This is a genomic window from Thermostichus sp. MS-CIW-37 (assembly GCF_054060065.1).
Genome location: NZ_JBSSCV010000018.1, coordinates 1 through 14,791 on the forward strand (window position 1 = coordinate 1; position 14,791 = coordinate 14,791).

General features: G+C 58.6%; 14 protein-coding genes. 3 read left to right on the top strand and 11 right to left on the bottom strand.

Annotated elements, in window-relative coordinates:
• Window positions 1-95: 95 nt before the first annotated feature.
• Window positions 96-1,043, bottom strand: a complete 948-nt coding sequence (locus ACVWYZ_RS09195) for a sugar phosphate nucleotidyltransferase (RefSeq protein ID WP_457466867.1) — start codon at window positions 1,041-1,043, stop codon at window positions 96-98.
• A 428-nt stretch (window positions 1,044-1,471) separates the two neighbouring features.
• Here ACVWYZ_RS09195 and ACVWYZ_RS09200 point away from each other — a divergent pair, with 428 nt between their 5' ends.
• The 3 genes from ACVWYZ_RS09200 (at window position 1,472) to ACVWYZ_RS09210 (ending at window position 4,168) form a co-directional block, all read left to right on the top strand.
• Complete coding sequence (locus tag ACVWYZ_RS09200; RefSeq protein WP_457466868.1) at window positions 1,472-2,335, top strand: ABC transporter substrate-binding protein; 864 nt, start codon at window positions 1,472-1,474, stop codon at window positions 2,333-2,335.
• Window positions 2,332-3,153: an amino acid ABC transporter permease gene (locus ACVWYZ_RS09205; RefSeq protein ID WP_414375079.1), complete on the top strand. Its 822-nt coding sequence runs from the start codon at window positions 2,332-2,334 to the stop codon at window positions 3,151-3,153. The genes ACVWYZ_RS09200 and ACVWYZ_RS09205 overlap by 4 nt, the downstream gene beginning before the upstream one ends.
• Window positions 3,154-3,244: 91 nt before the next feature.
• Window positions 3,245-4,168 (top strand): NAD(+) kinase, encoded by a 924-nt coding sequence (locus ACVWYZ_RS09210; RefSeq protein ID WP_414355837.1) that lies wholly within the window; start codon window positions 3,245-3,247, stop codon window positions 4,166-4,168.
• A 14-nt stretch (window positions 4,169-4,182) separates the two neighbouring features.
• Here the strand turns inward: ACVWYZ_RS09210 and ACVWYZ_RS09215 are convergent, their stop codons facing one another.
• From ACVWYZ_RS09215 to ACVWYZ_RS09260, 10 genes are all read right to left on the bottom strand, one after another.
• The gene (locus ACVWYZ_RS09215) at window positions 4,183-5,322 is read right to left on the bottom strand and encodes a glucose-6-phosphate dehydrogenase assembly protein OpcA (protein ID WP_457466869.1); all 1,140 of its coding nucleotides are present in this window, start codon (window positions 5,320-5,322) and stop codon (window positions 4,183-4,185) included.
• A gap of 130 nt (window positions 5,323-5,452) precedes the next feature.
• Complete coding sequence (locus tag ACVWYZ_RS09220) at window positions 5,453-7,051, bottom strand: glucose-6-phosphate isomerase (protein WP_457466870.1); 1,599 nt, start codon at window positions 7,049-7,051, stop codon at window positions 5,453-5,455.
• 46 nt (window positions 7,052-7,097) lie between these two features.
• Complete coding sequence (gene folK, locus ACVWYZ_RS09225; RefSeq protein WP_457466871.1) at window positions 7,098-7,604, bottom strand: 2-amino-4-hydroxy-6-hydroxymethyldihydropteridine diphosphokinase; 507 nt, start codon at window positions 7,602-7,604, stop codon at window positions 7,098-7,100.
• Complete coding sequence (gene folB / locus ACVWYZ_RS09230) at window positions 7,601-7,984, bottom strand: dihydroneopterin aldolase (RefSeq protein WP_414400594.1); 384 nt, start codon at window positions 7,982-7,984, stop codon at window positions 7,601-7,603. Before folB ends, folK begins: the two co-directional genes overlap by 4 nt.
• Window positions 7,971-8,840, bottom strand: coding sequence for a dihydropteroate synthase (gene folP / locus ACVWYZ_RS09235; protein ID WP_457466872.1), 870 nt, complete (start codon window positions 8,838-8,840; stop codon window positions 7,971-7,973). Before folP ends, folB begins: the two co-directional genes overlap by 14 nt.
• A gap of 549 nt (window positions 8,841-9,389) precedes the next feature.
• Window positions 9,390-10,481: a redox-regulated ATPase YchF gene (gene ychF / locus ACVWYZ_RS09240; protein WP_011434459.1), complete on the bottom strand. Its 1,092-nt coding sequence runs from the start codon at window positions 10,479-10,481 to the stop codon at window positions 9,390-9,392.
• Between the two features lie 258 nt (window positions 10,482-10,739).
• Complete coding sequence (gene rlmD / locus ACVWYZ_RS09245) at window positions 10,740-12,134, bottom strand: 23S rRNA (uracil(1939)-C(5))-methyltransferase RlmD (protein ID WP_457466873.1); 1,395 nt, start codon at window positions 12,132-12,134, stop codon at window positions 10,740-10,742.
• A 151-nt stretch (window positions 12,135-12,285) separates the two neighbouring features.
• Complete coding sequence (locus tag ACVWYZ_RS09250) at window positions 12,286-13,473, bottom strand: GNAT family N-acetyltransferase (RefSeq protein ID WP_414428191.1); 1,188 nt, start codon at window positions 13,471-13,473, stop codon at window positions 12,286-12,288.
• On the bottom strand, window positions 13,458-13,646 hold the full coding sequence (locus tag ACVWYZ_RS09255; RefSeq protein ID WP_414350610.1) for a hypothetical protein: 189 nt from the start codon (window positions 13,644-13,646) through the stop codon (window positions 13,458-13,460). Before ACVWYZ_RS09255 ends, ACVWYZ_RS09250 begins: the two co-directional genes overlap by 16 nt.
• 68 nt (window positions 13,647-13,714) lie before the next feature.
• The gene (locus ACVWYZ_RS09260; RefSeq protein ID WP_414350608.1) at window positions 13,715-14,773 is read right to left on the bottom strand and encodes an ATP-grasp domain-containing protein; all 1,059 of its coding nucleotides are present in this window, start codon (window positions 14,771-14,773) and stop codon (window positions 13,715-13,717) included.
• Between the last annotated feature and the right edge of the window lie 18 nt (window positions 14,774-14,791).

The window sequence follows — 14,791 nt, forward strand, 5'->3', positions numbered from 1 at the left end:
GAGAATCGACAAGTGCGGGGAGTCCATGTATCCCGACGCTGATGCTTTGCATACAGGGCGGGACTTATAGCTCCCCGCGCCCCTCCTTTGTTAACCTACACTACCAGGACTCTCGGCCCGTAGGCTCCCGGCTGCAGGGATCCATTCACCCAGCTGTGGCTGCCGAGGATGGTGCCTGCTGGAATCTGAGCTTGGGATCCCAAACGGGTGTGGGCGCCGATGTAGCAGGGGGCGTGCAGTTGAGCGCTGGGATGGATCTCAGCCGTTTTGTGCACCCATATCCCCGGCGCCTGTTGCTGCACATTTTCTAAGGGAAAATCCGTCATTCGGCCCAGAAGAATGTCCAGTTGGCCGTGGTAGTAGCTGGCCGGCGTGCCCAGATCCCGCCAGTAGCCTGCGTGGAGATAAGCTTGCATCCGTTGCCCTTGCCTGAGCAAATCGGGGAAGATACGCCGCTCAAAGCTGAGGGGATCCCCACTGGGGTAGTCTTTAAAAATGGCCGGATCCAAGACATAGGTGCCGGCGTTGATCGTGTCGGTGGTGAGGGTGAGGGCTTCTGCAGGGGTGGGTTTTTCCCGAAAAGATTGGATCTGGCCCCCTTCCCCAACTTCCACCAGGCCATAGGCGGTGATATCTTCCACGCGGGCGAGGGTGAGGGTGGCAATGGCCTTGCTCTGCACATGACATTGCATCAACGCCTGCAAATCCAGATCCGTGAGGATGTCGGCATTGAAAACCACCAAGGGATCCCCGGTGAAATAGGGCTGAGCCAGCACCAAAGCTCCTGCCGTATCCAAAGGCGTCTCTTCAGGAATGTAGCGGAGCTTCACCCCCAAAGCAGCGCCATCTCCCAGAGCAGCCTCAATTTGTTGGCCCAGATAACCCACGCTGAGCAAAATATCTGTCAGGCCGGCTCGGCGGCAGCGCCCGATCAGCCACTCCAAAAAGGGCACATCCAAAAGGGGCAACAAAGGCTTAGGCTGCAAAAAGGTAAAAGGCCGTAAACGAGTTCCTTTCCCACCCGCCAAGATCACCGCTTGCATAACCACCCTCAACCCCGTTCTCTTCCAAAGATATTGACATCCTCTCCGCCCAATTGCTAAGGGGGATCCATTGGGTCGAGCCAAATGTTTTCTGCTACCCAGAACGTCGATTCTCCGTTGCCCACAGAGGGATACGGATTGCCCCCCCGGGCAACACAGCACGAGTCTTGATCGCAAGTCTCAGGGGATGCCTTTCTGGAGGAGATATTTCAATCTCAATTGGGATTCATAAGCTCAATCCTGAGACAGTTGATTTGCCTTTTTTAGAGCATGTTTGGAGAATTGCGACCCGCTCGCCCCAGTCGGGAATAGCCACCCAAAGCGGCAGTGTCAGGTGATACTACCTTGCAACGGGAATTGTGACAGCCTTGGATAGCTTGGATGGATTCCAATGGGTTTGCCCTTCACCTTCATCTGAGGTTTTGCCGATGTCTGTTTCTCGACGCCGATCCCTACAAGCCCTTTTCTTGACCCTGGCCGGATGCTGGGCTTTAAGTGCACACCAGGGATCCCTGCTGGCCCAAAGCAGAGACCTGTTGGCTCAAATTCAAGAGCGCGGGGTACTCCGGGTTTCCACCGACTCCAATTACCGTCCTCAGAGCTACCGCAACCCTGACGGCACTTGGGAAGGATTTGATGTGGATGTGGCGCGCGAGATTGCCAGGCGCTTGGGGGTAGAGGCTGAGTTTCTGGATATCAACTTCGATGTCATCACCGCCGGATCTTGGAATGGCCGCTGGGATGTCAATGTCGGGTCGATGACCGTGACTGCCGAGCGCCAGAAAGCTCTGCTGTTTACCATTCCCTACTACTACACCCCCGCCAGCTTCGTGGTCCACCAAGCCTCGACCTTGACCGATATCGCCGCTTTGGAAGGAAAGCGAGTTGGGGTGGGCACCGCCACCACCTACCAAGCCTACCTGGAGGGCAACCTCACTCTGGAAGGAGAGACCATCCAAGTTCCGGCCCCGCGGGTGGACATTCGCATCTACGACACCGATAGCCTGGCTCTGCAGGATTTGGCACTGGGGGATGGCACCCGCCTGGATGCAGTCTTGACAGCTTTGCCGACGGCTGAAAACGCCATTCGGGAAGGACTGCCCCTGAAAACTCTGGGGGATCCGGTCTACTATGAAGCCTTGGCTGTGGCCTTGGATCGCTCCAGCCCTGCCCCTTCCGAGAGCTTGCAAGCCAAAATTAACGAAATCTTAGAATCCATGCATGCGGACGGCACGCTAACAGCCCTCTCGAAGCGGTATTACGGCATTGATCTGACGAAAAAAGCTGAGTGAGCAAAGACTCTATCCCACTGGAGCAGCCCATTTACCCACCGCCCCGGATTCGAAAAGGGATCCCGTTCCCGGTGGCCCAGGGGTTGTGGTTGGTTTTGTGGCTGCTGTTGTTGGTGTTCACCTTCAGCGGGGTACAGTTGGAGTTGGCCGGGATCCCCATCCGTACCTTGCGTCTCAACGGCAACTTTGTGCGCGAGTGGTGGTGGTTCATCTCGCAAGGGGTGGGCACTACTTTTCAACTGTCCTTGGTCTCCATCCTCTGTGCCACCACCTTGGCCTTTTTGTCGGCACTGGCGGGCCTCTCCCAGATTGCCCCTCTGAGCAGCCTCTCCGCTCTGTATGTCTCGTTGATGCGAGGCACACCTCTATTTCTGCAGTTTTTGTTCATCTACCAGGCTTTGCCGCAACTGGGCCTGGTGTTCGGCTCGTTTACTTCGGCGGTGCTGGCCTTGAGCCTGAACTATGGCGCCTACATGAGCGAGATCTTCCGGGCCGGGATCCAAGCCATTCCCGTCGGGCAGCGGGAAGCCGCCTATGCCCTAGGGCTTAAGCCTTGGCAAACCCTATGGTGCATTGTTCTGCCGCAAGCTTTTCGAATTGTCTTACCGGACATTGGCAACCAATTCATCGCCATGCAGAAAGACACTGCCCTGGCCAGCGCCATTGCTTTGCAGGAGTTGATGGGCCGGGCTCGACAGGCGGGTTTGCCGCGCCAACATTTTTTTGAGGCTTTGGTGGTGGCAGCGCTGTGGTACTGGCTGCTGACGTTGATCTTGTCGTTTTTCCAGGGGCGCTTGGAACGGTACTTGGCCCGCTAGAGGAGCGCAGAAATTGGGGAATGGATCACCTAGCCAGCAGAAGGGCCTGCAGAACTGATAGAGTTTTGGCACCTCTGCCTTCCCATTGCCCATGACCAAGCCCAAAGCCGGGATCCTCTACAACGACGCCAAACCCGCCGCCAAACGCAGCAGCGAAACCCTAGCCCGCTGGTTTCAGGAGCAGGGCTGGGAAGTCTGTGTGGCCCCCAACTGGGGCGGTATCCTCGGCTATGCCAAGCCCGACAGCCCCATCTGCCTGACCAGAGTAGATAGCCTGGCCCCGGCTGGATTTGATCAAACCATGAAGTTTGCAGTGGTGTTGGGGGGAGATGGCACCGTCTTGGCAGCAGCGCGGCAACTGGCCCCCAAAGGGATCCCCCTGTTGGCGGTGAACACGGGCCACCTGGGCTTTCTGACGGAGACCTACCTTTCTCATCTAGAGGAGGCAGCCAGCGCCGCCATTGCCGGGGAATACACCCTGGATCGCCGCAGCATGTTGCTGGTGCAAGCCTACCGAGGGCAGGAATTGCGCTGGGAGGTCTTGAGCTTAAACGAGATGGTGCTGCACCGCGAGCCTTTGACCAGCATGTGCCATTTCGAGATCACCATCGGGGATCACTCACCTCTGGATGTGGCTGCCGACGGAGTGATTTTGGCTACTCCCACCGGCTCGACGGCTTATGCCCTCTCGGCGGGTGGGCCGGTGATCACACCGGGGGTGCCGGTTTTGCAGTTGATCCCCATCTGCCCCCATTCCATGGCCTCGCGGGCCTTGGTCTTTCCCGATTCGGAGGAGGTGTGGATTAGCCCCGTTACCCCTCAGCCGCTGGTTTTGGTGGTGGATGGGAATGCCGGCTGCTATATCATGCCGGAAGACCAGATTCGGGTGGTACGTGCCCCCTATTGGACGGATTTGATGCGCCTGCGCCGACCGGAATTTTTCCGCGTTATGCGCGAGAAATTGGGGTGGGGACTGCCCCATGCTTCCAAGCCCACGTCGGTGGAGCTGCCTTGAAACAGAAGCGGATCTCAGCTTTTGCCCAGCTTCAGCATCTGATCCACCACCCCTAGGGTTTCTTCGTAGAGGTAGTCGGGACCAAGCCGCTGCAACTCGGCAGCCAGCAGGGTGTCGAGGGAGTCCTGCTCCAGGGGAGCCACCTGGCGAATCACGCACCTCTGAGCGCCCCCCATGGCTTCCATGCGCATACACCCTGTGGTTTCGGAGCACAGCACGGTACAGGCGTCGGCTTCCTGGTTGCTGGAGGTGAGGCGCAGCCCGATGAGATCCCCCGGCTGGCTGATTTCCGAGGCCAAGGGCACAGCCGCCAGTTCTGCCATCACCTCGCCGCCCCTTTGGGTTTGCAAGCGGATACGGTCGATCTGGTAATCGTGCTCCTGAGCCTGAACCCGCTCTGTGGGAGTCCACCCCAGGCGACCGGCCAGCCAGCCCAGGAAGAGGAACGCCTGGCAGGGATTGCCGGCTTTGTAGTCGAGGTTCACACGATCCACAAGGTAGAGGGACTCTCGCCGGTCGGGAGGGTCAAAGGCTTGGGCGGTGAGTTCCTGCCAAGGCAGCAGCCGCCGCCAGTTGAGATCCCCACAGTGGCGCCCCTCACCCACCAAGAGGTGGATTTCCTGCAGATCTTCTTCTGGATTGACAAAGCCCCGCGAATCGACAATGACCCGATTGCTCAGGGCCACCAATTTTTGAAACAGCAAGCTGTTCAGATCCAGATCCCCCTGCCACCACAAAAAGGTGGGCAAGTTGGGGATCAGCAGCGAGGCGACCGTGCTGCAGGCCCGCACAAAGGCCGATTCGGGCGCTTTCAGGGTGATGTATTCGCAACAGACCAACGAGCTGCGCTGCTCGCGGGTCACCGGGCAATAGGCGGCCACCTGGGCCTCGATGGCATCGTCTGGGGATCCCTCTCGTTTGGCGCGCAGGTCAATGACGCGACAGGGGTTCTGGGTGGCGATGGCTTCGACGGTGGGGGAAGGCAGCAACAGCGCATCGTCCAGAGATTCGTACACCACCAGGGTAAAGGTGGCAGCGCGGGCGGCAACGCTCTCTCCTTTGGAAGACCAGATCTTGTTCAGCTCCTGCTCAATATCTTCGATGGAGACATCTTTCGGGGTTTGTAGGGGCAGGACGGCAGCAGATTGATCCATAGTCTCCTCCTGGAGTGGACTCTTGCTCGATTCTAGGCAGGGGGGTCGGCTGGCCGGGAAGGGCTTAAGGCGAGGTACAGATTGACCAACTCAAGCCTGCTCTCCGCACTTGCTCCAGGAAACTCGAGGCTCAAGCAGGCCGAGGCTGGATGTTCAGCTCCAAGGGGCAGGCGGGATCCCCTGTCAACAGGACTCCGCGGCCATTGGCGTGTAGGTGCCGCACAATCCAGTACAGGGTTTCTATGCGCTCCGGGCAGCCCAGTTTCTCTGCCAGTTGGGGCAAAGTCAGGGATCCCTGGTGCTCCTGCACCGTCTCTAGCAATCGCCGTTGCAGCTCCAAGACAGCGCTGGCGGCTTTCTTGCCTGCTTCCACCCCCGGTTGATGGTAAGCGTTGATCTGAATTAGGGAGGCGTAGAGGCCCACGGCTCGTTCGTAGAGGGCGATCAAGGCCCCCACCGAGCGGGCATCTACCCGTGGCAGCGTTACGGTAATGGAGTCGCGACCGTTTTCGTAGAGGGCCTGGCGGGTACCCTGCAGCAGGCCGCTCAGGTAGTCACCACTGGTCACCTGCGGCTCCACGCAGGGGGAAGGGATCCCAGGCTCCCGATCCTGGAGCACCTCGATGAAAGTCACAAAGAAGTTGTTCAAACCATCCCGCAACTGCTGGACGTAGGCATGTTGGTCGGTGGTGCCCTTGTTGCCGTAAACGGCGATGCCCTGCTCCACACGGTTGCCGTTTAGATCGTGGGATTTGCCCAGGGATTCCATCACCAACTGTTGTAAGTAACGGCTAAACAGCAGCAGGCGATCCTTGTAGGGCAAAACCACCATGTCCTTGCGCCCTTGGCCTTGACCGACGATGTACCAGGCCATGGCCAGCAGAGCGGCGGGATTGCGCTCCAGGTGGGGCAGGCGGGTGGCCTCATCCATGGTGGCTGCCCCGGCCAGCAAAGCCCGGATATCGATGCCCTGCAACGCTGCCGGCAACAGGCCCACCGGGGACGTTTCGGAGGTGCGCCCCCCCACCCAGTCGAAGATGGGGAAGACCTCCAACCACCCCTCCTGCCGCGCCTGCTGCTCCAATTGGCTGCCGGGGCCGGTGATGGCCACCGCATGGGCAGAAAAAGGGATCCCAGCCTTTTGGTAGGCCAGCTTCACCTCCACCAAGCCATTGCGGGGCTCTGGGGTGCCGCCGGATTTGGAGGTGGTGATCACCAGGGTTTGCCCCAGTTTGTTGGCCAGCCGCCCCAGCACCCGGTCAAACCCGTCGGGATCCGTATTGTCGATGAAGTGGATATTCAGAGGGGGGTGCAGCGGAGCCAGGGCCTCCGCCACAAATTGCGGCCCCAGAGCTGAGCCGCCAATGCCGATGCAGAGCAGCTCGGTGAACCGTCCCCCCCCGCTGGCCGGGATGGTTCCGCGATGGATCTTTTCGGCAAAGGTTTCCACTCGCTCAATGGAATCCTGAATGGCCTGCCGGATTTCAGGGGTGGGAGCCAGCTCGGGCGCCCGCAGCCAATAGTGGCCCACCTGGCGGCCTTCGTCGGGGTTGGCAATGGCTCCTGCCTCCAAAGCCTGCATATCGGCAAAAGCCTGGGCAAAGCGAGGCCGTAGCGCTTCCACCTGAGGGGGAGTGAAACGGATGCGGCTGATATCGACGAAAATCTCCAGGCCGGGATGGTAGTAAAGCCAATCGCAGTAGCGCTGCCAGAGTTGGAGGCTGTCCATGGGATCCCTTTTGCCGAAATCCCTAACCAGCTTACCAAACTCTTTCTTACTCCCAGCCGAGGGTTGTGCGCTCCAGCCAGGACTGATCCAAACTGATGAGTGCCTCTTTGACCCCCACACCGGTCTCAGGGTGACGCCAGTCGGGAGCGATCTCCCCCAAGGGAGCTAAGACAAAAGCACGTTCCATCATGCGGGGGTGGGGCAACGTCAGCTCAGGGCTGTTCAGGATGCGGCTGCCCATGGCCAGCAGATCCAAATCCAGGGTTCTGGCCTCCCAGCGGATGCGCCGCACCCGTCCTGCCTCCTGCTCGATGGCCAGCAGCGCCCCGAGCAACTCCAGGGGAGACCGGTAGGGGGGAAAGGGATCCAACGCCACCACTGCGTTAAGGTAGTCAGGCTGTCCGGGTGGCCCCCCTTGGGCTGGGCTGCGGTAGAGACTGGAACAGGCCACCACCTCTCCCAACCGGCGCAACTTCTGCACAGCCAAGCGCAACTGCTGCAGCGGATTCCCCAGGTTGCTTCCCAGGGCAACATAGGCCAGGTCACGATTCATGAGGCTTCCGCCCTGCTTACGGCTCGCCGGCGGTCGACCTCGACGTAAACATCCTCGAACAGCCCCGGCAGGGGAGCATGGGGCTTGTGAACCCGCACAGTTAGGGCCTCCAGTTGGGGATAGCTCTGCCACAGCCGCTCTGCGATCTGATCCGCCAAGGTCTCGACCAAGCGGTAGCGTTGGCCGGTCACCTCCTGCCGCACCCTCTCGTACACCTGGGCGTAGTCCACCGTGCGCGAGAGGTCATCTTGGATCTCGGCTAGGGAAAGCCGCATCTCCACGTCCACCACAAAACGCCCACCCAAAACTGCTTCCTCCGGGCAGTGGCCGTGATAGGCATGAAAGACGAGGCCCTGCAGCACCAGCCTACCCTGCATCATGGTGCAGAGCTTCCCAAGTGGCAAGGGCGGAAACATGAGCCGGCACGTTGTGAACCCGTACCAGGGCAGCCCCCCGGCTGGCTGCAAACAGGTGCACGGCCACGCTGGCGCTGTCTCGCTGATTAGGTACGGCAATGCCGGAAAGCTTACCCACAAAACTTTTGCGGGAGGCCCCCACCAAGACCGGGTAGCCGTAGGCCACCAGCCGCGGTAGGGCTTTAAGCAGGACTACATTCTGCTCGGCAGTTTTGGCAAAGCCTAAGCCCGGATCCAAAACAACGCTGGGCACGCCCGCCGCCAGAGCCCGCTCCGCCTGTTCCCTGAGGAAACCGAAAACCTCCCCCTCCAGGTCAGCATAGTCGGTCTGCTGCTGCATGGTGCGCGGCTCTCCCCGCATGTGCATGATCACCGCCGGCACCCCCGCCTCAGCACAGACCTGTATCATTTGGGGATCCCGCAGCCCGGTTACGTCGTTCACCAAGTGGGCGCCGGCAGCCAAAGCCGCCGCTGCCACCTCCGGCTTGCGGGTGTCGATGCTGATGGGGATCCCGGATCCTTCCAGGGCCCGGATCACGGGCAAGACTCGGTCGCATTCCACCTCCACTGATACCGGCTCCGCTCCCGGACGGGTGGACTCGCCGCCAATATCCACGATCAAGGCCCCTGCCGCTGCCATGGCTTTGGCTGACTGCACAGCCGCTTCTGCAGATCCCCACAGGCCGCCATCGCTGAAGCTGTCGGGGGTAACGTTTAGCACCCCCATCACCCCAACGCCCCGCCAAGAAAGACGGTAGCCCTCTGGCGTCTGTTCTGCCCCAGGCAGAGGACGTCGGGAGATCAAGCTGGTAACACCCATAACCGCTGCAGGCTGCCGTGTTGCAAAAGCAGGGGGAAAAGTCTCCCACTGCCTAGGATGGTATTGCCGTCAATCCCAAGGCTGGCGCAAGCCCAACAGGATTCTACAAAATTTTTTACAACGTCCTTACAGAGCCACGATTGGTGAAAGGCTGCCCCTGCCGGCTCAAGCGCAAGGAATGGCCCCCGCCGACAGAGGAAGCTCTCCCGCTCTGGCTAGAACATGATGTCGTCTTCCGAACGACCCCAGATGCACCAAATGATAGAGGCAAAGATTGCCATGTAAACCCAGGCCATCGGGCCGTATTGCAGCAGATCCATCAATACATCCCTAAAACATTTGTTTATCTAGTCCAATTATTGTGATGTTTCGTTACAGCGTCAACAGTTCTCTCAGGAAAGGGCTGCTTCTCAGACCCAACTGGAGCTAAGGCGCCAAGCTGGGATCCCTTGTCCAGGGCGGGTTAAGTCTTTTTGCCTAAAGACAGGGAGCAAGTCTTCAGTTTCTGAGAAAACCCAGCTTGCCTGAGAGATGCAGGAGGATAGGGAACTAGACATTGAAGCGGAAGTGCATCACGTCCCCTTCCTGGACGACGTAGTCTTTGCCTTCGCTGCGCAGCAGGCCCTTTTCTTTGGCGGCATTCAGGGATCCCGCCGCCACCAGATCGGCATAGGCCACCGTCTCGGCCCGGATGAAGCCCCGCTCAAAATCGGAGTGGATCACCCCGGCTGCCTGAGGAGCTGTAGCTCCGACGGGGATCGTCCAAGCGCGGGTTTCTTTGGGGCCAGAGGTAAAGTAGGTGCGCAAGCCCAACAGCTCGTAGGTGGCCCGGATTAGGGATTTCAGCCCGCCTTCTTTCACCCCCAACGAATCCAGATAGGCCTGTCGCTCGTCGGGGGGCAGCTCCACCAGTTCCGCCTCCACCTGGGCTGAGACCACCACCACCCCTGCCCCTTCCGCCTCGGCAAATTGCCGCACCTGCTCCACCCAGGCATTGCCGCTGGCCAGATCCGTTTCCGCCACATTGGCGGCGTAGATGACTTTTTTGCGGGTGAGCAGCCCCAATCCTTTGATCAACTGCTCTTCTTCTGGGCTGAGGGGTACCAGGCGAGCCGGCTTGCCCTCGTCCAAGGCAGCCTGTAATTGTTCCAGAGCCTGCAACTCCAGTTGGGCGGTTTTGTCGGACTTGGCCTGCTTGCGCACCCGCTCTATGCGCCGCTCGATCTGGGCCAGATCCGCCAGGGCCAGCTCCAGGTTGATCACCCCGATATCCCGCAAGGGATCCACCGATCCGGCCACATGCACAATGTTCTCGTCCTGGAAGCAGCGCACCACATGCACCACGGCGTCCACCTGGCGAATGTGGGAGAGAAACTGGTTGCCCAGACCCTCCCCTTTGCTGGCTCCGGCCACCAGCCCGGCAATATCCACAAACTCGATTTGGCTGGGGATGATCTCGGCAGAACCGCTGATCTTGGCCAGCACCTGCAAGCGCTCGTCGGGCACCGCCACCCGCCCCACATTCGGCTCAATGGTGCAGAAGGGAAAGTTGGCCGCCTCGGCTTTGGCATTTTCACAGAGGGCGTTGAACAAGGTAGATTTGCCTACGTTGGGCAGGCCGACAATTCCAGCTCTCAACATCCAGATCTCGGAGAAAAAGCCAAAAACCAGGGTAACGGGATCCCTTGCCCAGCGGAAAGATCCCTACTCTGACATTAGCATTTGCCACCCCTTTCCCAACCGGTGGATCCGCTCCCAAGCGCTCCGCGCCGCCAACGCGACCACCCCTGGCCCCTCTCTCAAGGGAAGAAAGGAAATAGGCGAAACGACTGTATCTTTTGCTCCGCTGCACAGTGCTGGGCGACTGAGGTCTTGCCAAGGTGCGTGATCCTTTCCAATTCAAACTCGCTCCAGAAAGGCCACCCCCTCCACGTGCCCGGTTTGGGGAAAGAAGTCAGCCGCCCGCCATTGGGTGAGGCGATAGGAGCCCTCTGCCAATAAGACCTGTAAGTCTCGCGCCAAAGTGGCAGGGTGACAGCTAATGTAAACGATGCGCGGTGGTCGCCGCAGCTTTAAGGTCTCGAGCACTTGGCGGTCGCAGCCGCGCCGCGGCGGATCCAGCACCACAATGTCGGCAGGGGGCAGGGTTGGCAAAACCTGTTCCACCGTGCCCTGGAAAAATTGGGCCGAAGCGATACCGTTGAACTGGGCATTGTAGCGGGCTTGGGCCACTGCTTCCGGCAAGGCTTCCACCCCCATCGCCCGTTTCGCCCGTTGGGCCAGCAGCAAGGTTAAGGTGCCGATGCCACAGTAGGCATCCAGGATGGTCTCTTCTCCCCGCAGGTTTAGTTGGTCGGCTATCCAGGTGAAAAAGGCTTCTGCTTGCTCTGTGTTGACCTGGAAGAAAGAGGTGCTGTCGATCCAGAGGGAAAAACCGGCAAATTCCTCCCGCAGAGCCCCTCGACCGGCAATGACCTCAGTCTCCGGGCCGAAGATGGCATTGGTACGAGCCGAGTTGAGATTGAGACAGACCCCCACCAGGTCGGGGTAGCGCTGCATCCAGCGTTCGGCCCAGCTTTCCAGATGGGGCAGGCGACGACTGCAACTGACCAAGGTAAGAAGCACCTCGCGGGTGCGGCGACCGATGCGCAAACCCAAGTGGCGGAGATGACCCTGGTGACGACTTTCGTCATACACACTCCAGCCCGTCTCTTGAAGATCGCGCTTGATTTCCCTCAGGAACACGTCCAGCCGCTCGTCTTGCACGGGGCATTGGTTGAGGTTCACCAGGCGGTGGCTGCCCCGTTGGTAGTAGCCCATGCGCAAGGGCTGGCCCTCCGGTTTGGCCATGGGGTAGGTGACCTTGTTGCGATAGCGCAGCGGCTGCTGGGATCCCAAAATAGGGACAGGCTGCGGCAGAGTCAGACCGCCAATCCGCTCCAGTGCATCCCTGAGGATTTGCTGCTTGGTGGCCAATTGCTGGGCATAGCTGACATGTTGCCATTGGCAGCCACCACATTTGTCCGCCACAATGCAGGCTGGTCGCACCCGTTGGGGAGAGGGAGAAATCAGCGACCGAATTCGCCCGACCAAGTAGTTGCGCTTGATCTCGGTTATTTGGGCCACCACCTGATCCCCGGGCACCGCCTGGGACACAAACACCACTCGCCCTTGTCCAAGTCCTACCGTGTGGGCAATGCCATCTCCCTGGGGGGTCAGGGCCGTGATCTCCAACATCAAAAGATCCCCAGGTTTGACGGGATCAGGAAGGCCGGAAGGGATCGGATGTTCCATTAGGCTGTTTCGCCGAAATTCGAAATAACTATAACCATAGGTCAGGTCGTGTTGGCTGGAGTCAGCATTGCCGGAAAAAGCTGTAGCAAGGCAAAAAGCATGTCAGCCGCCAACTGCTTACGGGATTGAAAACCCCATCCAATGAAGTGGTTCACTCCTTGGTCAAAGCAGATAGAGAAGGCAAAACATCTTCTCGAAAAGGAACCTCGTTTTGATTCACGTTCTCCAGCTCGGCCAACATGAGAGGGTTAACCCGGTTCAGGTAGGGCACCAAAACCTGTTGCAGCCTTCGGCTATAGAAGCGGTGGTAGCTGTACACAGGCGTGGCCGGAAATCCCCGTCGAATCTTATGGGATCCCCCTGCGCCGGGATCAAAGTTGCGGATCCCTTCTCGGATGGCGAGGGCAATGGGCTCGTAGTAGCAAACGTTAAAGTGCAAAAACTTCACCTCCTCCCGACAACCCCAGTAGCGCCCGAACAGGCGATCTCCCTTACGAATACAAAAAGACATCCCCACAATTTCTGCATTCCGTTCCCCGGCCACCAGCACAACTCGCTCCCGATAGTTGGGATAGAGAGACTCGAAAAAGCGGCGATTGAGATATTTGCTCCAGTTCCAAAATTGGGCGCAGGTGTTGCTGTAAAAGTCGTACATGAGAGACAACAGGCGGGGCGTGATCTCCTCTCCTGTGTAAATCTTGAGTTCTAGGCCGCTTTTTTCCATTGCAGCCCGCTCTCGCTTGATGTTGCGCCGCTGGTTGGCATTGAACTGGCTCAAAAAGTCTTCGTAAGAGCGGTAGCCGGGGTTGTGCCACTGGTAGTTGTGGGTGATCCGGGGCGTAAATCCATCCGACTCCAGTTGAGTCCGCCAGTCCAGATCCACATAAAGCAAGCTAAATACCGAAATATCTTTTTCTTGGCAAAACCGGTCAATGGCTGCCAGCATCAACGACCACACCTCTGCTTCCGAATACTCGGGATGGACGAGGATGCGATAGCCCGTGGCCGGGGTGAAGGGGGCCATGCCGATTAACTTCGGGTAGTAGCGTTCCCCCAATTGGCCGGCAACTGCAGCCCATTCTTGGTCAAAGACAAACTCCCCTTGACTGTGGCTTTTCAAATACAAGGGGGCAGCAGCAATCAACTGGCCGTCTGCCTCCACCAACAGGTGACAGGGCAGCCACCCTGTCCTGCGGCTGGCACAACCTGAGCTCTCTAGGCTGTGCAACCATTCGTATTCCAAAAAAGGAGAGGTGCGCTCCGTTTGCAAGGCGTGCCAGGCCCCTGCTGGGATCTCGCGAATATCGTGGCACCAGCGCCATTTCAACCCGGTTGACATTTGCCTGCTCGGATCAGACCAACCCGCCGTGCAATTGCCTCAGCTTGGCTGGGAAAAGGCCCCCAATGCTCTTGCCGACTCAAGAGGGGATCCCCCGCCGCCAAATGCAGCACCTGGCAGGATCCCTGCGCCTGCTTGATTATGGACCACCCTGAAGCGGGGTCGGAAACCACGCTGCTGCTCCTTTGCCCGTCCACAACTTCCCCAGCGGAAAACCACACTTGTGGGTTCTGGTTTGATTTTAATCGGGATCCCTGGGCTCGTAGTAACGGTTGGCCAAATCCAGAGCCATCTGAAACTTCTGCTCGCGGGTGAGGTCAGCCCGTCGGGCAATGTGAGCAAAGCGGTTGATATCTGGGGGCAGGAAGTCGAAAGGACGCTGTTCCCGCACGATGTCCAAGACCAAATCGCAAAGGGCCTGCTGGTAATCGTTGTAGAAGATCTCTCCCAAAGCCTTGAGCCGCCCATCGGGCACCGGATTGTTAAAGTCGATGGCCTGGAGCTCTCCCTGCTCGTCGATGAATAGCTCCACCGAGTTCATTTCATAGCCCAAAACTCGATTGATAATCCGACAGGTATTGATGACTTTCTGGCCCATTTCCGGGGTAAGAAATTCTGGATCAAACAGATATTCGCTGGCATCGAACTTGCGAAAGATATACTTGATCGGAATGATCTTTCGGCCAATGCAGAGGGCGCGAATCTGCCAAGGGTAAGGGGTTTTGACCTTCTCTTGGATCATCATCACCTGAGATCCAGAGCGGTCGTAAAAATAGAGGAGCTGCTCCATGTTGTGGGCTATTTCTACTCCAATGGCCTCTCGCCCCTCCGCCGGCTTAATCACAATTGGCCAGCCCAGATCTTCCGCCATCCCCTGCCAATCGAAAAACTTGTGATACTTAAAATCTTCTGCTTTCAATGCGGGGGCTTCTTTAGGGGGCAGAATGTAAGTTTTGGGGATGGAGATCCCCAGCTCTTTGACCACCATGTAGGCAGCATCTTTGTTGCGCAGGTAGTAATAAAAGCTAAAGGGGTTGTTGATGAGGTAAACCCCCCGAAAGGCAAAGCCCATGAATAGGCCGATGGCTTGGGGGTAAAGGTAGCTGAAGCGATCCAGGATCAGGCGATACTTGGTGCGGTAATCCAGGTTCACCTCATGAATGGTGACATGTTCGGCCCGGATCTTGTAAGTTTGGCCGTTGCGAGCTTGAACAGGGGGAAGTGCGTTGAGGCGGGCCAGAGTATCGTCCCCGAAAGGCTCGCTGAAGTGCAGGCTGCCAACCCAATAGTCTTCAATCATCAAAGCTCTCTCGTCAAA